This is a genomic window from Nodularia chucula CCY0103 (assembly GCF_963923915.1).
Lineage (GTDB): Bacteria > Cyanobacteriota > Cyanobacteriia > Cyanobacteriales > Nostocaceae > Nodularia > Nodularia chucula.
This window is the reverse complement of record NZ_CAWUOL010000035.1, coordinates 1-21,952: the sequence shown is the minus strand read 5'-3', so window position 1 is coordinate 21,952 and position 21,952 is coordinate 1. Positions and strand designations below refer to the sequence as shown.

Here is a 21,952-nt window from a genome sequence, read left to right as displayed (position 1 = left end):
TTAAAGATTCAGGTTGGTTTCCCATCGCTATTAGCTAGAAGCTGCCGCAAGCTTTGCTTATTTTGGTCAACAGCAATAGTCTTTGTCTTACTCTACTAGATGAAAATAAATTTTCAACCAATTTGCTTGACAAAATTGATCCAGTTCCTACCAAATTCTATCTTTTCTGGGTATATTTATGGCTGCTGCATCATTTAACATGAGCAATAGTCACACCAGTCCCGCCATCTGCCTGTTCTGCTGGTTCATGGTGGCTAATTCTGGGGTGGTGGCGTAAAAACTCGTGAACTCCTTGGCGCAACTTCCCAGTTCCATGTCCATGAATAATCCACAAGGGGCCTATGGCTTCCGAAATGGCTTTATCTAAAATTATTTCAGAATCAGCAACCCGTTTACCACGCAAATCTACTGTATTCCGAGAGGTGCGAATAGCGGGGGCGCTTTCTTCCGGAGGCTTGACTGGGGCTGGTTTTTGTTTAACAACTGGTTCTGGTTTTTGACCATCTAAAGATTCGATGTCTTGTAGCTTGACAGTCATTTTCATAATCCCAAACCGCACACTGAATTGACCTTCAGCATCAGGGGCGGTTAAAACTTCTGCTGTTTGCCCAAACTGGGAAAGCCGGACGCGATCGCCTACTTTGGGCATAAACCCCACTTTTGGCTTCGGTGCTACTACTGGCTGATATTTTTGGGAAATTTTATTTAACGCCTCCGTAGCTGTTTGGGCATCTTGGGCTTTTGGTGTGCCTTTTTGCAAACGCCGAATTACTTGGGCAATTTCACCCTTAGCGGCGGCGATCGCTTGCTGTACTGCTAGTTCCTGATCAGCCCGTAAAGCCTTTTCCCGTTCCTGCAAAGCTTCAGATTTTGCCGACACTTCCTTGTATAACCGTTCCGCTTGCTGCAACAAACTTTGAGCTTCCGCAGCTTTAGTTTCTTGACGGCGGCGTTGTGCTTCTAACCCAGCAATCACCTGGTTAACTTCGTCTGTGGTTCCTCCCACTTGGGTTTTTGCCTGTTCCACCACTTCTGGCTTTAAACCCAAACGGCGTGCAATTGTCAAAGCATTAGAACGTCCCGGAATCCCCCACAGTAAACGATAGGTAGGGGAAAGTGTACTTTCATCAAATTCTACAGAAGCATTTTCAAAGCGCTGGTCTTCATATTTCAGGGCTTTCAATTCACCAAAGTGAGTTGTAGCAATGGTTAGCTGGGCATGATTAGCCAGATATTGCAGCAAGGCGATCGCTAATGCACTACCTTCCACTGGATCAGTTCCCGCCCCGACTTCATCCAGTAATACCAAGGATTTCATCTTGCTAACTTCTTCTTCCCCGTTCCCCAGTCCCTGTTCCCCAGTCCCCGTTCCCCCCTGATCCAACGCCTGCAAAATCCGACTAATGCGGCGAATATGTCCCGAAAAAGTCGATAAACTTTGCTGTAAAGATTGTTCATCGCCAATATCAGCCAACACCTGGTCAAACCAAGGTATTTCCACAGGTTCACGGGCGGGAACAAATAACCCCACCTTAGCCATTAACGCTGCTAAAGCTAAGGTTTTTAAACTGACTGTTTTACCCCCGGTATTCGGCCCCGTAATCGTCACTACCCGCAGATGGGGACTGATTAATAAATCCACCGGTACTACAGCTTGACCATGTTCATGTTGCTGTTGCCAAACTAACAGAGGATGGCGTAATTGCCGCAGGGTAATGATTTCATTATCTTCCCGGTTGATAAATCTGGGAGGATTAGCACCTAACCAAAAACTATACCTGGCTCTGGCGGTGGCTAAATCCAAAGTTGTCACAATTGCTAACAACCGTTCCAAATCTGCCTTGACTTCTGCCACTTGCTGGGTTAATTTCCGGCGAATTGCTTCCTCTTCTGCTTGTTCTCTTCTCAGAGTTTGCCGGAGTTGATTACCCCACGGCACTATAGAATTAGGTTCTACATACAGAGTCGCGCCACTGGTAGAAGTATCATGAACAATGCCGGGAATGGCATCTTTTTGGGGTGCTTTTACAGGGATAACATAGCGATCGCCCCGTTGAGTAATTAACTGTTCTTGAACTGCATTCGATTTAACTTGTAAAATATTTTGTAGTTTTTGGGTAATTTGACTGCGTGTTTTCCGTAGTTCAGTGCGAATTTCTCCCAGTTTTTGACTAGCCCGGTCGGTGACTTGACCTCGTTCATCTATACATCGGTGGATTTCTTGCTCTAGTTCCGGATAAGTCCGCAAATCAGCGACTAATTCCGTTAATACCGTTAAATTCTCTTGATTATCAATAACACGGCGTAAATTTCTCGCCCCAGCCAAAGTGGTGGCGATCGCCAGGAGTTCGTCCCCTGCTAAAATCCCACTCAGTTCCGCCCGTTCTAAAGCATCACCAATATCCTGAATCCCATCAAATGACAGTCCCGTTGTCAATTGAATTTCCAGTTGGTAAACTTCCTTAGTCTGGGCTAACAAATGCGTACTTGCTGCTTGGGATGCAGGTATTTTCAGATGAAGTGATGCGATCGCCCCTAGCTTAGTTGCCGCAAATGTGGAAAGATGCTGGCAAAGGCGATGCCATTCGAGTAGTTCTAAGGTTTCAGATTGGATCAAGGCTTCAATATCAAATCTGAAAGAATTGTAACAATTCTAGCTCCTGAATGGTTAAAACTTAAAGAGGAAAATTTTCCGTCCTCCCAGTCCCAGCTGTATGTCTCTGGGGATTGGGGATTGGGGATTGGGAAGTTACAATCTTTTCCCCCTACCCCCTACCTGTTGGTGTGTGACCTCCTGGGCGGTTACTATAATCAGAAATTATTTAACTTTTTAATTAGAAATAGTAAAAAAGATAGGACTTACGCAAGAACTCTCTGAAACCCTCTTGACTATGCCTTCGGCACGCTACGCGAACGTGTCCTTTGTGTCCTTTGCGGTTCGTTTTTTCATAATTTTTCGTAAGTCCTGTTTAAATAAAAATTAACTGCAAATTATCAAATGTATGACCTTGGGAAAGTTAAAACTTTCCCAAAAATTTAATCTACAACTTAATACAACTTAAATTAAGAATAATTACCCGCCGATAAATTTAGATATTTCCGAAATCTCCTTTGACTGAGTTGTAGTTGTCTACAACAATTCCTACATTAGTCATCCTGAGCAGATTAGGAAACATATCACCGAACATCTTATGCTGTTTAACCCCGCTAACTTAGCTTATTGGATATTCCTGGGGATGGGAGTATTTCTATTTTTATTTATCATCGTTTCCGGTGGGGGAGACGGAGATGCAGATGCAGATGCCGAATTTGATGCAGATGCTGATGGGGAATTGAGCTTTGGGCAATTTTTGGGATGGGTAGGAATTGGAAAAGCACCACTCATTTTATTACTAGCAATAGACCTCAGTTTTTGGGGTATTTTTGGACTGATATTAACTAGTTTAGCAATTAACTTCAATGAAGATCTGAGTGCTTTTTTGGGTGGTGCTATATTCTTAATTTCCTTAATTCTCAGCTTAATTCTGGGAAGATTCATCGCTGAAATAATGGGTAAAATTTTCGCTGAATTTAGTGAAGATGCCAGTAGCGATCGCCTAATTGGTTGTGAAGGTACTGTGACATCCTTTTATATTCCCAGCGAAAAAGAAGGGAAAATTGGTCAAGTAGATGTACTAGATACCAAACATAATTTTCTCACCATCAGTGCTGCTTTACCAGAATGGGCAACCATTGCACCCCAAAGAGGTGATCAAGTGATTGTCATTGACAATAAACAGCAAAGCTATCTGGTAATCGCCAAAGATACCCCAGATGAAGCAACTTGGTTAGCTAATTCCAGACATACAAATTAAACATCAAGAATCAGGGGGCAAAATCATGCTATATTGGTTAACTTTTATCCAGTCATTACCAACTATTCCCCTATCGGAAATTCCCACAAGTCAATTAGAACCAAAACAGTACCAAGGAAGAAATCCGCAAAAAATTATCCTTGCAACAAAGCCAAATTGAAGCCGATATTGCTTTAGAAGAACGGAATAAACATTTAAAAGTGTCCCAAGCCTTACAACAACAAGAAGCCGAAATTGCCGAAATTTCTCGCAAACATAAAGTAGAAGCCGGCAAACTGAAAGCCGAAATGGAGATAGTCGAGTCAGAAAAACTCGCCAGAATTGCTCAAGAAGATTTAGAAATTGCTATTTCTGCCAAAAAACGTGAAAGCTTTCTCGCCCAAGCCGAACAAGCCAAAGCCCAAGAAGCAGTACGCACAGCAGGTGACATCGAAAAAGCTGAACGTGACAAACGTTTGTCCACCATTTCCGCCGAAAGAGAAGCCGAACAACGCAGCATCAGCGATCGCAACGTCGTAGAAATTGATGCCTTCCGCCGTCGCCGTCAAGCAGAAATCGCCCAACAAGCCGCAGAATTAGAAGCCGAGTCCATTCGTATCCTAGCCGCAGCCCACCGCGACCAAGTTTTAGCAGAAGCCGAAGCCCTAAAAGTGAAAATTGCCGCCGAAAATACCATTAGTAACGCCAACCTCTCAGCCAAAATCCTCACCACAATGTGGCCAGCTGTAGCCGATAAACTCCCAGAAATTCTTACAGCCCTCGCCCCACAAGCAGGGGTTTTAGGAGATACCCGTATTTACTCATTCCCTGGTGCTAACGGCAGTAATGGCAGTCAAGATATTAACAAATTAATGCTTTCTACCAGTGGGTTATCCTTAATCAATACCTTGCTTGAGGATGGAAAATTAGGTGAATTAATTGGTCAAGTTAGCCAATTAGTCCGTAACGATAACCCAGTTATAACTGACACAGATAGCAATTTTGCCTTAGCTAAAAAACCAACATCAAACAACAGCCAAAACAACAGCGAAGTTGGTTAATCATTTCTACCAGACTCTTATCTTTTAAAAATTAGTCGTTACTAAGGAAAAAAAACGCTCCAAACCTCCTCACAATTTGATACCCTAGCTTAAACAGATTTGAGAAAAGTTAAAGCGTGGAAATTCAACTTGGGCGGGGAAAAAAAGCTCGTAGAGCTTATGGAATTGATGAAATTGCTCTAGTCCCTGGTAACAGAACACTCGATCCGAGTCTGGCAGATACTAAGTGGACTATAGGCAATATTGAGCGAGAAATCCCCATCATTGCCAGTGCAATGGATGGCGTAGTCGATGTCAAGATGGCTGTACATTTATCAAAATTAGGGGCATTAGGAGTCATCAACCTTGAAGGTATCCAAACTCGCTATGCAGACCCAGAACCGATTTTAGATCGCATTGCCTCTGTGGGGAAAACTGAATTTGTTTCCCTGATGCAAGAACTCTATGCCGAACCCATAAAACCGGAATTAATTGAAAAACGTATTCAGGAAATTAAGCAGCAAGGTGGCATAGCCGCAGTCAGTGCTACCCCAGCCGCCGCCAGTAAATATGGTGAGGTAGTGGCAAAAGCGGGAGCAGATTTATTCTTTGTGCAGGCGACAGTAGTCTCTACAGCACATTTATCTCCAGATTCCATAGTTCCCCTAGATTTAGCGGAATTTTGCCGCTCTATGCCTATACCAGTGGCTTTAGGGAACTGCGTAACTTATGAAGTCACCTTGAACTTATTGAAAGCTGGGGCGGCTGCGGTATTAGTGGGAATTGGCCCTGGTGCAGCTTGTACCTCCCGTGGTGTTTTAGGTGTAGGTATACCACAAGCAACTGCGATCGCCGATTGTGCCGCCGCCAGAGATGATTATTATCAAGAAACTGGTAACTACATTCCCATCATTGCCGATGGCGGTTTAATTACAGGTGGCGACATTTGTAAATGCATCGCCTGTGGTGCAGATAGCGTCATGATTGGTTCACCCTTCGCCAGAGCCGCCGAAGCTCCAGGCCGAGGTTATCATTGGGGTATGGCAACTCCTAGCCCCGTACTGCCCCGTGGGACTCGCATTAGCGTGGGTACAACCGGCAGCCTAGAGCAAATACTCATCGGTCCGGCGGGACTAGATGACGGCACTCATAATCTTGTGGGAGCCTTAAAAACTAGCATGGGGACATTAGGAGCCAAAAACATCAAAGAAATGCAGCAAGTGGAAGTAGTAATTGCTCCTTCCCTACTAACCGAAGGCAAAGTATACCAAAAAGCTCAACAATTAGGCATGGGTAAATAGAAAATGGGGAATAGGCACTAAATAATAAATAAAATAAATTTTTTACTATGCCCTATGCCCCAAGTACAAATTCTTACCATGCAGAAAATTTTTTCCAGACTTACAAACAATCTCTGGAAAAATCCGATATGTCGCCTACAATAGAGATAGCGGAGACTCATGTTTCCGTTCACTCCTCACACCACACTCCGCCCGGACTATTGTTCGGGCGGTTCCTTATATTTGTGCATAATTTCTTTAGTTTCGTTGCAAATGTACATTCTTGACTTCTAAGTTGCTGTTTTTGCTATGGTAGAATTTTCACCAAAGTCAGAAATATAATTGCCAAAGGTTTATAGGAATGTCAGCAGCCGCACAAGTTACAGATTCTAGTTTTAAGGAAGAAGTACTCGATAGCGATGTACCAGTTTTAGTGGACTTCTGGGCCCCCTGGTGTGGTCCCTGCCGCATGGTAGCTCCTGTCGTCGAGGAAATCGCCGGCCAGTACGAAGGTCAAATTAAAGTAGTGAAAGTTAATACTGATGAAAATCCTCAAGTGGCTAGTCAGTACGGTATCCGCAGTATCCCTACTTTAATGATTTTTAAAGATGGGCAAAAGGTAGACATGGTAGTTGGTGCAGTACCTAAAACTACATTAGCTAACACTTTGGAAAAATATCTTTGAGCCTCAATCGGTAGCAAAATCCTTTTGAGTCTGCCGTTTGCTTTAGATTTAGCTCAATCTTTGTTCATAAGTTTGTGAGGCGCGACAACTCGCGTCTCAAAAAAACTTTTTTGTGGTAAGAATTTCATCCAGCATCAGGAGTCTGGAAAGCGGTGATAAACTGCACTACATAATTAGATAAAATGTAATGCCATTGTAGCGACAGTTTTCATGACCTCATCTGCGTCCTTTGAAACATTAGAGACCCTCCAGGCAGATATTGCTGAACTATTTGATCGTTTACCGACATTAAAAAATCGGCAACTGATTCAGCAAGCACTAGCTACTATAGTGCGTCTGGCTGAGAGTGAGATTGAACGTCTTGACTGGAAAATCTTGTCATCTGCTTTAGCAGATATGGAACTAGGTTTCCATCTATTTTATGAATACCGACACGTCCGCAAAGTCACTATCTTTGGTTCAGCTCGGATATCGCCAGCAACACCAGAGTATCAAATGGCTTTGCAATTATCTCGCGCCGTTTCTCAATTAGGATTTATGGTGATGACAGGCGGCGGTGGCGGTATCATGCAGGCGGGAAATGAAGGTGCTGGACGAGAAAATTCCTTTGGCTTAAATATTCAGTTACCGTTTGAGCAGCAAGCGAACCCATTTATTGAGGGTGATCCTAAGCTGATTCATTTTAAATATTTCTTCACTCGCAAACTGTTCCTCCTCAAAGAAAGTGATGCTGTGGCTTTATTTCCAGGAGGTTTTGGAACTCAAGATGAAGCCTTTGAGTGTATGACTTTAAGCCAGACGGGTAAGTTTGGCCCTGTTCCTGTGGTGTTAATTGATCATCCAGGTGGCGATTACTGGCGGTCTTGGAGCGAATATATTGATCAACAACTGATCAAAAAAGGTCTTGTGAGTCCTGAAGATCCCAGCCTTTACACAATTACAGACAACCTAGAAGTAGCTTGTAATGCAATTACTGGTTTTTATCAGGTTTATCACTCTAGCCGCTACGTAGGTGATCAATTGGTGATTCGTCTATCGTCAGATTTATCAGATGCGGCGGTGGATGATTTAAATGCTAAGTTTAGCGACATTCTGGTAAAAGGGAAAATTAGCAAAAGTCAGGCTTTACCCCAAGAAAACCAAGATGAAACAACGGAACTACCCCGCCTGGTTTTATACTTTAACCAACGTGATTTGGGTCGTTTATATCAAATGATTGCGGTTATTAATCAGATGGGTCGGCTTTCAGTGGAAGAAAAGCCACATCCTGAAAGAAAATAACTATTAGGGGTGGTGTTTCCACCCTCTACTTTTCTAATTGAGCTAGCTAGAAACACAGCAGTTATGGTTGCTGAATGCTGATGATCTAAAAAAAGCCTGTATATTAGCTCAATAGACGTATAGGGGAATCAATATGCTGGAATTATTGGGTTCAGGTTTAGTTTCTCTGTGGCTGGAAATGGCTGGAGTCCAAATTAAGCCTGCACAAGCTCTACAGACATTAGCTTCGCAGACTAGTCCTGGCTTAGTTCTCGCCCCTGACCCCAATCCCTCTGGAGCCACTACTGTAGAAGAATATTTACAAGCTCTGATCAAATCAAAGTTGGTAACGGAAAATTTAACCGAAAGTCAAGGTATTTGGTTACAGTCAGGACCGATTTTGATGGCGAATCATCAAGGGACTACGCCTCTTCCTGCTGCTTCTTTAACTAAAATTGCTACTTCTCTAGTGGCTTTAAAAACTTGGGGGCCAAATCACCAATTTGAAACTTTGGTCAGCACTACAGGACCCATAGTTAACGGGGTATTGCAGGGTGATTTGGTGATTACTGGTGGTGGTGATCCTCTGTTTGTGTGGGAAGAAGCGATCGCCCTGGGTAATACTTTAAATAAAATGGGTATTAAGGAAGTTAAGGGGAATTTGTTGGTTACAGACAATTTCGCCATGAATTTTGAACCAAATCCCATGTTAGCTGGTCAGATGCTCAAGCAAGCATTCAATCACACCACTTGGACTCGTCCAGCCAATTACAGCTATGCAATTATGCGGCAGGGAACAGCTAAACCCCAAGTTGTGATTGCAGGTGGTGTAAAATTAGTCTCTCAACCGAATCCCCAACAAACTTTACTGCTGCGTCGCCGTTCTTTAACTTTGCAGCAACTGATTAAGGAAATGAACATTTTCAGTAATAATTTTATGTCTGAAATGTTGGCGGAATCTCTAGGAGGAGCGGCTATTATGCAATCCCAAGCTGCTAAGTTGGCTGGAGTTCCGGAGGCGGAAATTCAATTAATTAATGGTTCTGGATTAGGGGTAGATAATCGCATTTCTCCCAGGGCGGCTTGTGCGATGTTAATGGCAATTCAACGGGAAGCAACCGCTCAGAAAATTAATGTCGCTGATTTGTTTCCTACTTCTGGTTTTGACCGTCGAGGAACGATGCAATATAGAAATATGCCTTATGCGACTGTGATGAAAACTGGTACTTTGCGTGAGGTAAGTGCTTTGGCTGGGGTAATTCCTACACGCGATCGCGGTTTGGTGTGGTTTGCTATTATTAACCGTGGCCCACAAATTCCTGGTTTCCGCGCTAGTCAAGACCGACTTTTACAGTCTCTTGTAGAAAAGTTAGAAGTCGATCCTAATATTGCTCATGCTATTACTCCCCAATCTCCTAAATATTTTGCACCGGAATTGGGTGCAGCTAGTCGGAATGAAATTTTGTTTAGCGCGAATAAAACTAATTTGTAATTCGTAATTCGTAATTTGGAATTTGGGTATTGGGAATTTTTCCCCCCTGTCTCTTTCCCCCCTGTCTCTTTCCCCCCTGCTCCCCTCCCCTGCCTCTTTCCCCCCTACCTCTTTCCCCCCTGCTCCCTGCTCCCTGCTCCCCTGCCTCTTTCCCCCCACTCCCCACTCCCTAATTACGAATCCCTAAATCTTGAGGAATAATTTCAGTGACTACTCTACCGCCAGATTGACCGCTTTTGACAATAATGTCTTCTGTTTGCAGATTACCAACGGCTGTTTCACCTGTAAAATTGATTGGTGGGTCAATTTGGTTGTAAACAATATTGCCTTGAGCTTCTAATAATTTCTTGTCCAAATACCAAGTTAGTTGATTAGATTTGAGGCTTTGACTACGTTGACCTACAGCATTAACATTTCCACTTAAATTCACAATTTTTTGCTGTATTTTCATTTCGCCTTGATTGGCGGTGACAGTTACATTTTCGGCACGCTGAACGATTTTAATTGGGGAATTTGTCTTCACAGTTTCTGCGCTCATGTCCCAGGTCATCGACTCACTGGCTATTTGCGTGGGTGGATCTACTAATTCTAACTGGGCATTTTTTTGGATAGTAGCAATTTTAGTTTTTAAGTTCACTTCGGCCGCGTCGCCTTTACCACGGTCGGTAATTTGATTATTATTGTAACGGTCAATTTCTATAGGGCGATCGCTAATTAATTTTTCTTCTTCAATATGCCAAATTAAATGCTCTGTTCGCATTTGCATTTGGGGATCAACAGATTGGGCGACTACGCCACCAGAAAATTCTATGCGCTGTTCGCGGGTTTTAACTCGTGCTTCTTGAGCTACTGCTTGGAGTTGTTTATGAGTGCCATTTAGTTGATTACGGACTATTAATAAATCTTCTTGAGGCAACCATTCTAATTCATTTCCTCTTAATACAATCCCATTTACAGGATCTGTTGCCACAATTTTTCCTTTCAGAAATAGCTTCTGTCCATCCTGGACAATATCTGCTGTTTCGGCTTGTATTTGATAAATTGGTTTACCATCTTGGTATAATTCACCAACGGGATTTTCCGCTTGACCAAGTTGTTTTTCTTTAGTATATATTGCCTTTTTAGATCGGACTTTCCAAACAGGTCTTCCTACTTCGTCTGCTTGCTCTAAAGTCACATCAAAAAAGGTCAAATTGCTTTCTTGAGGGGATGAATCAGCCTCATTCGATGGAGAATCGATGGGGGATGTACCCCCACAAGCAGCTAATCCTATTAGTAATAAACAAGTTACAGGCAGATAAAAGCAATTTGCTTTCAATTGTAAAGAACTCAGAGATTTTAAGGAAAAGAATCGGAATAAATTTTGATTAATTTGCACTTTTTTAGCACAAGTTACTCTCTGTTTCTGCCTGCATTTTGGATAATTCATTACTAATCTTGGATTTCTAACTGTTGATCAGCTTCACTGATATCTTCCAGAAAACCCATGCTGGATAGAGGACGATATGGGTAACTTTGGCGCGGGTTTTTTTGGATATCTTCTTTGATGGCTTCTAAGTCAATATAGCGATCGCTCACATTGATTAAACTATCGCTGGTCATAGAGCGCAAACTCACAACCTCTACCCGCACACCACGATAGCTGACTGAATTGACTGCATAAGCCAAATCTCCATCACCACTGACTAAAACTGCGGTATCATAAGAATCTACCAAAGCCATCATATCTACGGCAATTTCTACATCCAGGTTGGCTTTTTTAGAGCCATCAGGTAACTGGACTAAATCCTTAGCAATCACTCGGTAGCCATTGCGACGCATCCATAACAGAAACCCTTGCTGCTTTTCATTTGTCCGGTCTACACCAGTATAAAAGAAAGCTCGCAATAGTCTAGAACCGCCAGTTAATCGACATAGTAGCTTTGTGTAGTCAATTTCAATTCCCAGTTGCAATGCAGCATAAAAGAGATTGGAACCATCAATGAATATAGCTACACGACCTCGATTCTCTAAGACTTGTTCCGGTGTAAAGATGGAGTCACTTTCTAGATTATTCAACATTGTTGTCATACCTCATTATTATTCATGTTATTTTTGATACAAAATTATCAAGCAGATATGTTAGAACGGCTTATGATAAGGTTTCGGAGCTAATAAATTCAGCCCCGGTGAGTTTTTTGAGAAAATTAAGAAATTGAACAGAGTTGAAAAAATAGCAAAAATTCACAAGATTAATCGTTTTTAGCAATTTCTATGCGCTTAAAGACGGGTTGGGGTTTACCCAAGGATTGTTCACTAGTTAGTATTCCCCAGTGTGCATGGGTGGTAAAAGGAGCAAGCATTGCAGTGTTAATGGGATCATTAAAGTCAATTCCAAAGCCCAGTTGCTGATAAATGGCTGTACTGATATTGGGAATGACTGGGGAAAGAAGATAAGCGGCTAATCTCACAGATTCTAGAACTGCGTACAGAACTATTTCCACTTCCTGCTGCTTTCCTTGTTTATATAGTGACCAAGGGGCTTGTTCATCAATAAACTTATTACTAGTTCTGACTAGCATCAGGGTAGCTTCACAGGCTTGATTAAAAGCTAGGGCTTGATATGCTTGTTTTACCTTGTCTCCTAGACCTAAACCAATGGATTTCAAAGGATTTTGATCATTAATGGCTTCATTTGCAATTGCAAGTCCATCACCAGCACAGTACTTCTTCACCATATTTAAGGTGCGATTTAGCAAATTACCTAAGTCATTGGCCAAATCTGCATTTAAAACGTTAATGAATCTAACTTCATTAAAATCGCCATCTTTACCAAATTCGATTTCCTTAAGGAAGTAATAACGAACTGCATCACTACCATAACTGTGAACTAGTGCTACGGGATCGAGGGTGTTACCCTGAGACTTACCCATTTTGTGGCCATCTTTAGTCAGAAAACCATGCACAAATAATCTTTCTGGTAGGGGTAAACCAGCTGAAAACAACATGGCTGGCCAGGAAATTGCATGGAAGCGGAGGATATCTTTACCAATGAGATGTAAGTTAATCGGCCACCAAGTTTCTAAGGCGTTGGCTAAGGTTGGCTCTGCCTCTGGTTCTAGTAATGCTGTGAGGTAAGCTAGTAAGGCATCAAACCAGACATAAAGGGTGTGCTTGGGATCAACTGGGACTGGAAAACCCCATTCTAAATTTACCCGTGAAATGGAAAAATCTTGCAACCCTTGATTGATAAAGCTTAAAACTTCATTACGTCGGCTTTCTGGCTGAATGAAATCTGGTTGAGACTTGTATAACTCTTCTAGTTGGGTTTGATATTTCGAGAGGCGGAAGAAGTAGTTTTGTTCGTCACGCCATTCTACTTCCTTGTTAGTATGAATGGGGCAGCGATGTCCTTCTAATAATTCTCGTTCTTCTTTAAACTCTTCACACGAGACACAATACCAGCCTTTTTGTTGTCCTAAGTAGATGTCGCCGGCTTCCCATAATCTCTGGAAAAATTCTTTGACAATGACTGCGTGACGAGGGGCTGTAGTCCGACTAAAGCGGTCATATTGAATATTTAATAACTCCCAGAGGCTCATAAAACTGGGGACAATTTCATCACAGAATTGTTGTGGTGCTTTGCCTAAACTCTCTGCTGAACGCTGAATTTTTTGCCCATGTTCATCTGTACCTGTAATTAACAATACCTGATTACCTAACAGTTTCTGAAACCGGGACACTACGTCTGCGGCCATTGTGGTGTAAGCACTACCGACGTGAGGAACGTCGTTCACATAATACAAGGGTGTTGTCAATGCAAATGTTTTTTTTGGTGTATCTACTAAATTCATACAGAATAAAAAAATAAATTATTAAGGTGTTTTTGCTCTTACTTTTACTGTCAAATTTTCGCAATCATATAATATTACTACTTGTTTGACAAGCAGTAAATTAATACTAGCAAATTTTGGATGCTAAGAATTGCTTACTAATGTGTATGAATCATTTTTTTTGCGAATTTATAGACATAATTTAACGGATGATAATATTTTCTAATACGTTTCATTAGATTAATTGTAATGGTGATTACATAAATTTAAATTTCAGAAATACAACTACCTCTATGAAGAAAAATTTCTATCTTCAGACTGTCCGGGTAACACTAGGTAAATGTAAAAATTAAGTTTAGGTTATACCAATTATTTGTGAGGCTGCATATTATTTCGACCCCACCCCTAACCCCTCCCCGCAAGCGAGGAGGGGAACTAGATTTCTGGTTAAATAATATTTATGCATCTTTATATTAAATTGGTATTATCTAAAATTTTGTTCAAAAATAAGTATGAGTTATAACAATTCCACCGATATTTATTGTTATGTCCTGAAGGCTTTATTTACACAAGTATTTGCCTATTATTATGAAATTGCCACTTTACTTAATCAAAGTTGTTACTAAAAATCGGAATAATGTCAAAAATATATCTAATTGATGGCGTTTTTATTGTTTCTAGTAAACATTAAAAATGCTTTTTTAGTGGTTATTTTAAAGTGGCTGGATGTGATATTTATCAAATAATTGAGTTAATGTTAACTATTTTAGTTATGTTGAATGTGATTTTTCCTACAGACGTTATGATTTTATCATAAAAGCAAAAAATTGAATTTAGATTTACCCATGCCAAAAGTTGAGCTAAAGCCATGTTTCCTCACCCCCAACCGAGTCAAACTAGAGTATCCATTGTTCGTGTATTTACCAGGATTGGATGGTACTGGTGAATTGTTGCGATCGCAAACTGCTGGATTAGAAGTTGGCTTTGATGTCCGATGTTTGGCGATTCCCAGACAAGACCTGACAACTTGGGAGGAGTTAAGTAACAACGTCTTAGACTTAATCCATAACGAATTAGAAAAAAGCTCACAAAGGCCAGTTTACCTGTGTGGTGAATCCTTTGGGGGTTGTTTGGCGATGAAAGTAGCCACCCAAGCACCACAGTTATTTAAACGAATTATCTTAATTAACCCAGCATCAGCCTTTCATCTGCGCCCTTGGTTGGTTTGGACATCCCAACTGACTAACTTCGTTCCTGAAAGTTGTTATGAGATTGGCGCACTAGGTTTATTACCATTTTTAGCATCCTTACCCCGGATTCCCCGCCACCTGCGCCATGAACTGCTAAAAACCATGCGCTCTGTACCACCGGCTACAGTCACCTGGAGATTGTCCCTACTGAAAGAATTTAGTGTCACTGAAGCCCAGTTACGCCAACTAAACCAAGCAGTTTTACTGATTGCCGGTGCAGGCGATCGCCTTTTACCTTCAGTCAACGAAGCCAGACGCTTGCTAAATATTTTACCTAACCCCAAAATGGCGATCTTACCTGACAGTGGACACGCCTGTTTACTAGAACACAATATTAATCTCTATCAAATATTGCAACAGCAAAACTTTGTCGAACATCAGATTAAAACATCTCAGGAGTTAGAAACTAATACCAATTCTATCTGAACACTCTGGTTAATCAGGTGAAATCTGCTCAATCTGGAGGATGTCAGTCCCTAATATTTTCGATACAAGTGAAAGCAGAGGCTGTTAACATAGTGCTTAACAATGACAGAAACATCCAAATCAGAGACAGAAGTGAAAAAATCAAATAATTCACCCACGGAAAACCATAAATCTGTATGCGATTCCTTGGCTGAAACTTTCCACGCTGCGGGTGAGGTAGGAGAGGTAATGACTCAGGCCGTCGCCGAAGCGGGCAAAATAGTCTTAGATACATCCATTGGGGCGGGAGTAGTTGCAGCCCAAGAAACATATAAATTAATTGAAAAAGGCACTCAAACCACTGGTGATATAGTTAATCACATCAGCGAGAATTGGTTAATCAAAAAACTCACTGGGTTATTAAATCTTAATTGGTTGATTAGCCCTAGTGAAAGTGTGGATTTAGAAAAAGCTGAAGCATCTGTAAATAGACTGAAGCAAAAGTATCCAGATGAATCACCCAGTGAAATCGCCCATAGAATTATGGTGGACAAAGCCACTAAAGCTGGGGGAATTGGTCTAGCCAGTAGTATTTTACCTGGAGTGGCGGCGGCCTTGCTGGCGATTGATTTGGCTGCAACAACTAAGTTACAGTCAGAAATGATTTATGAAATTGCTGCGGTTTATGGTTTAGATTTAAAATATCCCGCCCGGAAGGGTGAAATTTTAGGAATTTTTGGCTTGGGTTTGGGTGGTGGTCGCCTTTTAAGATTGGGTGGCTTAGGTTTGCTGCGAAATGTCCCCTTTGCTGGTGCGGCGATCGCCACTAGTTCCAACGCCACAATGATCTATTCTTTAGGATATGCAGCTTGTCGATTTTATGAAGCCAAGCTAGATGAATCAATTTCCCTAACTTCCCCAGAAACTGTAGCAACTTTACAAGCAGAAAGTGACGAGTATCTGGAAACGGCTTTGGCGCAACAAGCAATTATGGATCAGATTTTAGTGCAAATGATCCTCGAAAGTTATCCTCACAAGACTTGGGAAGAAATTTTACCAGAATTGCAAGCTGTGAATTTGAGTGATGATTCATTGCAGGCAATAGCTGAAAATATCAAATCACCCCAGCCTTTAGAGCAGCTTGTCAAACAACTTAACTCAGATTTTGCCATTGCTTTAGTCGCTAGATGTCAAGAAATAGCCCAAGAAAATCCTGATTTGGCGAGTCCTTTATTATCTCAGTGTGAAAAAATTTCTCAAGTTGACCGTAGTGAAAACTCGTAAACTAATAATAAGCGAGTTTTTCTAGAGGTTGGTAATGTCGGCAAAAGACTGGTTCCACGAAGCAGTGAAGAACTATTAGATATGGGCATTCCTAAAGAAGATATAGTTCTAGGGCTGCATCCCCCATATAAACGTCCCTACACAGGTTATGGCGTTGCTTAATCGAGATTTCACCAAAGAAAAAAGAATTTTAAGTAATACTGGTAAAAGTAGGAAAATTTAGATAAATTCACAAAATGAAAATTCAACCGAGCAACACGCCTCTGCTAGAGTGGGCAGGGGATACTTTAGCCATTGGATTATTTGAAGATGCCGTAGAGTTAACTGGTGAACTGGCAAAGTTAAATGAGCAGTTGGCTGGGGTTTTAAAAGAACTGATTGCGGAAGAAGAATTTACCGCCAAAGCCTACAGCACTATTTTCTCCCGTGTTAGTGGTGGTAGCATCCGGAAAGTAATTTTAGTGGGTTTGGGGAAAGCTGAAGGGCTGAAACTAGAAACCGTGCGACGTGCGGCGGCGGCTGTGGCTAGGGTGGCAAAAAAGCAAAAAAGCAAAAGTCTGGGTGTGAGTTTTCCTTTGTGGAACAATGATCAAGGTGCAACTGCTCAGGCGATCGCCGAAGGTACACAATTAGCCCTTTACAAAGATATTCGCTTTAAATCTGAGCCAGAAGAGAAAGGCGTAAAAATTGAAACCATAGATTTACTGGGATTAAGTGGGCAGGAAGCAGCCATTACCCGCGCCAATCAAATTGTTTCCGGGGTAAACTTGGCCAGAGAGTTGGTAGCCGCCCCAGCTAATGAAGTCACACCCATTACCTTGGCAGAAACAGCCCAGGCGATCGCCACTGAACACGGCATTGAAGTAAAAATTTTAGAACGGGAAGACTGCGAAAAATTGGGTATGGGAGCCTTTTTAGGAGTTGCCCAAGCCTCAGAATTGCCGCCAAAATTTATTCACATCACTTATAAACCCCAAGGTACACCCAAACGCAAACTAGCAATTATTGGCAAAGGTTTAACCTTCGATTCCGGCGGACTGAATATTAAAGGCGCTGGTAGTGGTATCGAAACCATGAAAATGGATATGGGCGGTGCAGGTACTACCTTGGGCGCAGCCAAAGCCATTGCCCAAATCAAACCAGATGTGGAAGTTCACTTCATTTCCGCCGCCACAGAAAACATGATTAGCGGTCACGCCATGCACCCAGGGGACATATTAAAAGCATCAAATGGCAAAACAATAGAAGTGAACAACACCGACGCTGAAGGGCGTTTAACCCTGGCTGATGCTTTGGTGTATGCAGATAAATTGGGAGTAGATGCGATCGTGGATTTAGCCACCCTCACAGGTGCTTGTATTATCGCCTTGGGTGATGATATTGCCGGTTTATTTACTCCCGATGATGCTTTAGCCGCCCAACTAGAAGAAGCTGCTGAAACCGCCGGAGAAAAATTGTGGCGGATGCCAATGGAAGAAAAATATTTTGAAGGGCTAAAATCCGGCATTGCCGACATGAAAAACACCGGGCCTCGTGCTGGTGGTTCCATTACTGCTTCTCTTTTCCTCAAACAGTTTGTTAAAGACACCCCTTGGGCGCACTTAGACGTTGCTGGCCCAGTGTGGGCAGATAAAGAAAACGGTTACAACAGTGCAGGAGCTACAGGCTACGGTGTGCGAACCCTTGTGAATTGGGTGTTAGCGCAGTAGGGAATGGGGAGTTACTTCGACTGCGCTCAGTAACCGGGGAGTCGGGAGTCGGTTTTCCCGCAAATATGTTTTAATAGTGACAAAAGTAATACGGTAGTGAGAAACTTCCGGTTTTTGAGCAAAGGCATCTGGTAAAATTTGTAAGGTTTCTAGTAGCTCTAAGCAATGGGATCGACTGGTGTACGGATAGCAATTGACGCAATGGGAGGGGATCATGCACCCGGTGAAATCGTTGCTGGCGCAATACGCGCAAGTGAAGAATTGGGTGTGAAAGTCTTGTTAGTTGGTGATCCCCAACAAATTGCAGCTGCCTTGCCCCCAAAAACTAATTTGGAGCGGGTAGAGATCGTTCCTGCTGAGGAAGCGATCGCAATGGATGAAGAGCCTTTAAATGCGGTGAGACGCAAACGCAAGGCCTCTATTAATGTGGCGATGGATTTAGTCAAGCAGCAACAGGCAGATGCTGTGTTTTCTGCGGGACATTCCGGAGCAGCTATGGCCTCAGCTTTGCTCCGACTAGGGCGATTACCAGGAATTGACCGGCCAGCCATCGGCACAGTTTTTCCTACAATCAAAGCTGGTAAACCAGTGATGATACTTGATGTTGGCGCAAATGTAGACTGCCGCCCTAAGTTTTTAGAGCAGTTTGCCGTCATGGGATCAACTTATAGTCAATACGTTTTAGGTATTAACAAACCCCAAGTGGGTTTATTAAATATCGGGGAAGAAGATACTAAGGGTAATGAAGTCGCTCTCCGCGCCCATCAATTATTAAGGGAAAATTCCCAAATTAATTTTATTGGTAATGCTGAAGGGCGGGACGTACTTTCCGGTAACTTTGATGTGATTGTCTGTGATGGCTTTGTGGGCAATGTGTTATTAAAATTTGCCGAAGCAGTGGGTGAAGTAATCCTGCAAATCTTGCGGGAAGAATTACCCCAAGGATTGCAAGGTCAAATTGGTACGGCAATTTTAAAACCTAACCTGAAGCGAGTTAAACAGCGCATGGATCACGCAGAACATGGTGGTGCTTTGCTTTTAGGGGTAGCCGGAGTCTGTTTTATTGGCCACGGTAGTTCTCAAGCTCCTTCTATTTTTAACGCCATTCGTATGGCAAAAGAAGCTGTAGATAATCAAGTGTTGCAAAGACTTCAATCGCAATACGAAATTATACAGCAGGAAACAACTTAGAAATTAGTCATAAAACTAGCGATCAATAGCTGGAAAAAGGTCATTGGTCAATAGAAAAATACTAAAGACTAATGACGAATGACTAATAACTAAAATGCTTATAGCTTGGGAGACGAGGAGTGCAAAACTTAGGCATAGCAATTACAGGAAGCGGTTCCGCAGTACCCAAAACTCACCTCAGTAACCAGGAGCTGACTGCACTGGTAGAAACTTCAGATGAGTGGATTACTACAAGAACAGGAATTAGTCAACGGTGTTTAGCTCTGCCATCGGAATCTGTAACTACCCTGGCGGCTGATGCTGGTAGTCAAGCGATCGCAGCAGCAGGAATTAAAGCCGCAGACCTGGATTTAATTTTGCTGGCTACATCCACTGCTGATGACTTATTTGGTAGTGCTTGTCAAGTTCAGGCGGAATTAGGAGCAACCAACGCGGTAGCCTTTGATTTAACAGCCGCTTGCTCTGGGTTTGTCTTTGGGCTAGTGACGGCAGCCCAATATATCAGAACAGGCGCTTATAAGAATGTACTGTTAATTGGGGCAGATATCCTCTCGCGCTGGGTAGATTGGCAAGACAGACGGACTTGTGTATTGTTCGGTGATGGTGCTGGGGCGGTAGTTTTGCAAGCGAATCCAAGCGATCGCCTATTAGGATTTTCCCTCAAAAGCGACGGTACACAGAATCGCTACCTCAATCTTGCTTATGCCCCCTCTTCCCAAAAATTACTTCCCAACATCAACGTCACTCAAGGCACTTACCAACCCATCACCATGAACGGCAAAGAAGTTTACCGCTTTGCTGTCCAGAAAGTCCCAGAAATTATTGATAAAGCTCTATTTCAGGCTGATCTCACCGTTGACCAAATAGACTGGCTACTTTTACATCAAGCCAATCAACGGATTTTGGATGCCGTAGCCCAACGCTTAAATATTCCCCAACATAAAGTAATTAGCAATCTTGCTAATTACGGTAATACCTCAGCCGCATCTATTCCCCTAGCCCTAGATGAAGCCGTGCGGCAAGGAAAAATCAAACCTAATGAAATCATCGCTGCATCTGGCTTTGGTGCCGGACTAACTTGGGGCGCAGCAATTTTTCAATGGGGAAGGTAAGAGGCAGGGGCGCAGGGAGCAGGGAGCAGGGGGAAAAGATTTTAATCTCCCAATGATAAATCACCAATGACCAATGACTAACGACTAATGACTAAAACTGCATGGGTGTTTCCCGGACAAGGTTCTCAAGCCTTGGGAATGGGAGTTGATTTATTAGATATATCTATCGCTAAAGAGAAATTTGCCGAAGCTGAAGCGATTTTGGGCTGGTCTGTCACAGAATTATGCCAAAACGCAGAAGAAAAGTTATCACAGACCCTCTATACACAACCATGTCTTTATGTTGTCGAAACTATCCTGGCTGATATTCTCCGGGAAAGAGGATATAAACCAGATGTAGTTGCTGGTCACAGTTTGGGTGAATATATTGCCCTTTATGTTGCAGGTGTATTTGAGTGGTCGGCTGGGTTACAACTAGTCAAGCGTCGCGCTGAACTGATGGATAGTGCAGCCGGCGGGATGATGAGTGCTTTGATGAATTTTGACCGTGAACAATTAGAAGTAATTCTGGCTGCAACACCAGATGTAGTTTTGGCTAACGATAACAGTCCGGCTCAAGTGGTGATTTCCGGCACTCCAGAGGCTGTACGCTCAGTTATGTCCCAAGTGAAAGCTAAACGGGCTATACCTTTAAGAACCTCTGGAGCATTTCACTCTCCTTTGATGGCAGCTGCGGCGGCGGAGTTTAAAGATATTCTCGAACTAGTAGAATTTCAGCCGGCTGTTGTACCGATATTATCTAATGTAGATCCCATTCCCGCTACTGATGCCAATATAATTAAGCAGCGTCTTAGCCAACAAATGACAGGCTCGGTACGCTGGCGAGAAATTTCTCTGCAATTAGCCACAGAAGGTGTTGAGGAAGTTGTGGAAATTGGCCCTGGTAATGTGCTAACTAATTTGATTAAACGCACTGCTCCGGATTTAATCTTAAAAAATGTCCGTAATGCTGCTGAATTAGTAGTTTAGGGTATTAGGCAAGTTCATTCAAATTTAGGCAAAATCATGTATATACGTTATTATTGGATTTGATGGTTGGATTATATACATCCAGCTTATTCAGTAATTAAATCTCAGAATTTGATAGTCTTAGAGGTTGTTTATAAAGTATCGATTATTACTAGCCCTGGCGACTAGAAGTCGCGGCTATACAAACTAAACCCGCCTGCGCGGGTTAAAAATCCCACTTTTCCATTAGTCCACGGAGGTAGACTTCCCTACGGGAAGCCGCTACGCGTCCTGCCTGTGTAGTAGTGTATCGCTAAAGCGAAAGCTCCGCTTTAAGCGTAGCTATGCCGTAGGCTTTACCCGTAGCGTGCCGGAGGCTCTATCATATTCGCCCAAAACTTTTAAAACATCCTCTTAAAATGGTAGCTATTAAATTTCTATTATTTGGATACAAAGTTTTCTCAGTAAAACCGACTGACAGAATTAAACTAACGTGAGTTCGACGGAGAGGAAGGGGCAAAAAGCTTGCTGTGTAAGAATTTGCTCAAGTGGGATTCACGGGAGCGGTAAGCGTTAGCTATGCCGTCAGGCTGATCGCGCACAGTAAGACATCACTACGATTAATTGAGAATCGGTAAAAAGTGGCAAAAA

16 protein-coding genes and 2 pseudogenes are annotated in these 21,952 nt (G+C 42.5%); 14 read left to right on the top strand and 4 right to left on the bottom strand.

What is annotated here, in order from left to right; translation table 11 throughout:
- Nucleotides 1–190: 190 nt before the first annotated feature.
- Nucleotides 191–2,617, bottom strand: a complete 2,427-nt coding sequence (locus ACM0OP_RS11840; RefSeq protein WP_414528606.1) for an endonuclease MutS2 — start codon at nucleotides 2,615–2,617, stop codon at nucleotides 191–193.
- 574 nt (nucleotides 2,618–3,191) lie between these two features.
- Between ACM0OP_RS11840 and ACM0OP_RS11835 the strand changes: the two genes are divergently transcribed.
- The 7 genes and pseudogenes from ACM0OP_RS11835 (at nucleotide 3,192) to ACM0OP_RS11805 (ending at nucleotide 9,590) form a co-directional block, all read left to right on the top strand.
- Entirely contained in the window at nucleotides 3,192–3,854 is a 663-nt protein-coding gene (locus ACM0OP_RS11835; RefSeq protein ID WP_414528605.1) for a DUF1449 domain-containing protein, read from the top strand.
- Nucleotides 3,855–3,879: 25 nt separating this feature from the next.
- On the top strand, nucleotides 3,880–4,014 hold the full coding sequence (locus tag ACM0OP_RS11830) for a hypothetical protein (RefSeq protein ID WP_414528604.1): 135 nt from the start codon (nucleotides 3,880–3,882) through the stop codon (nucleotides 4,012–4,014).
- Nucleotides 3,995–4,894: a flotillin domain-containing protein gene (locus ACM0OP_RS11825; protein ID WP_414528603.1), complete on the top strand. Its 900-nt coding sequence runs from the start codon at nucleotides 3,995–3,997 to the stop codon at nucleotides 4,892–4,894. Before ACM0OP_RS11830 ends, ACM0OP_RS11825 begins: the two co-directional genes overlap by 20 nt.
- A gap of 116 nt (nucleotides 4,895–5,010) precedes the next feature.
- Nucleotides 5,011–6,174: a GuaB3 family IMP dehydrogenase-related protein gene (locus ACM0OP_RS11820; protein WP_414528602.1), complete on the top strand. Its 1,164-nt coding sequence runs from the start codon at nucleotides 5,011–5,013 to the stop codon at nucleotides 6,172–6,174.
- Nucleotides 6,175–6,505: 331 nt separating this feature from the next.
- A pseudogene (gene trxA / locus ACM0OP_RS11815) lies at nucleotides 6,506–6,838 on the top strand (thioredoxin); the annotation flags it as partial.
- Between the two features lie 210 nt (nucleotides 6,839–7,048).
- Entirely contained in the window at nucleotides 7,049–8,119 is a 1,071-nt protein-coding gene (locus ACM0OP_RS11810; RefSeq protein ID WP_414528601.1) for an LOG family protein, read from the top strand.
- Between the two features lie 133 nt (nucleotides 8,120–8,252).
- A complete protein-coding gene (locus tag ACM0OP_RS11805) occupies nucleotides 8,253–9,590 on the top strand; it encodes a D-alanyl-D-alanine carboxypeptidase (protein ID WP_414528600.1) in 1,338 nt (445 codons plus the stop codon).
- Between the two features lie 169 nt (nucleotides 9,591–9,759).
- On the opposite strand, the gene lptC is transcribed toward ACM0OP_RS11805, so the two are convergent.
- The 3 genes from lptC to metG all read right to left on the bottom strand — a co-directional run bounded on the left by lptC (nucleotide 9,760) and on the right by metG (nucleotide 13,423).
- Nucleotides 9,760–11,019: an LPS export ABC transporter periplasmic protein LptC gene (gene lptC / locus ACM0OP_RS11800; RefSeq protein WP_414528599.1), complete on the bottom strand. Its 1,260-nt coding sequence runs from the start codon at nucleotides 11,017–11,019 to the stop codon at nucleotides 9,760–9,762.
- Between the two features lie 2 nt (nucleotides 11,020–11,021).
- Nucleotides 11,022–11,651 (bottom strand): LabA-like NYN domain-containing protein, encoded by a 630-nt coding sequence (locus tag ACM0OP_RS11795; RefSeq protein WP_414528630.1) that lies wholly within the window; start codon nucleotides 11,649–11,651, stop codon nucleotides 11,022–11,024.
- A 170-nt stretch (nucleotides 11,652–11,821) separates the two neighbouring features.
- Nucleotides 11,822–13,423, bottom strand: a complete 1,602-nt coding sequence (gene metG / locus ACM0OP_RS11790) for a methionine--tRNA ligase (protein WP_414528598.1) — start codon at nucleotides 13,421–13,423, stop codon at nucleotides 11,822–11,824.
- Nucleotides 13,424–14,247: 824 nt separating this feature from the next.
- Between metG and ACM0OP_RS11785 the strand changes: the two genes are divergently transcribed.
- The 7 genes and pseudogenes from ACM0OP_RS11785 (at nucleotide 14,248) to fabD (ending at nucleotide 21,322) form a co-directional block, all read left to right on the top strand.
- Complete coding sequence (locus tag ACM0OP_RS11785; protein WP_414528629.1) at nucleotides 14,248–15,078, top strand: alpha/beta fold hydrolase; 831 nt, start codon at nucleotides 14,248–14,250, stop codon at nucleotides 15,076–15,078.
- A gap of 102 nt (nucleotides 15,079–15,180) precedes the next feature.
- Nucleotides 15,181–16,341: a hypothetical protein gene (locus ACM0OP_RS11780; RefSeq protein ID WP_414528597.1), complete on the top strand. Its 1,161-nt coding sequence runs from the start codon at nucleotides 15,181–15,183 to the stop codon at nucleotides 16,339–16,341.
- Nucleotides 16,342–16,407: 66 nt separating this feature from the next.
- Nucleotides 16,408–16,503 (top strand): annotated as a pseudogene (locus tag ACM0OP_RS11775) (element excision factor XisI family protein); the annotation flags it as partial.
- A gap of 74 nt (nucleotides 16,504–16,577) precedes the next feature.
- Nucleotides 16,578–18,050, top strand: coding sequence for a leucyl aminopeptidase (locus ACM0OP_RS11770; RefSeq protein WP_414528596.1), 1,473 nt, complete (start codon nucleotides 16,578–16,580; stop codon nucleotides 18,048–18,050).
- 165 nt (nucleotides 18,051–18,215) lie between these two features.
- Complete coding sequence (gene plsX, locus ACM0OP_RS11765) at nucleotides 18,216–19,241, top strand: phosphate acyltransferase PlsX (RefSeq protein ID WP_414528595.1); 1,026 nt, start codon at nucleotides 18,216–18,218, stop codon at nucleotides 19,239–19,241.
- Between the two features lie 119 nt (nucleotides 19,242–19,360).
- Nucleotides 19,361–20,353 (top strand): beta-ketoacyl-ACP synthase 3, encoded by a 993-nt coding sequence (locus ACM0OP_RS11760; RefSeq protein ID WP_414528594.1) that lies wholly within the window; start codon nucleotides 19,361–19,363, stop codon nucleotides 20,351–20,353.
- 87 nt (nucleotides 20,354–20,440) lie between these two features.
- Nucleotides 20,441–21,322, top strand: a complete 882-nt coding sequence (gene fabD, locus ACM0OP_RS11755; protein WP_414528593.1) for an ACP S-malonyltransferase — start codon at nucleotides 20,441–20,443, stop codon at nucleotides 21,320–21,322.
- Nucleotides 21,323–21,952: the final 630 nt, after the last annotated feature.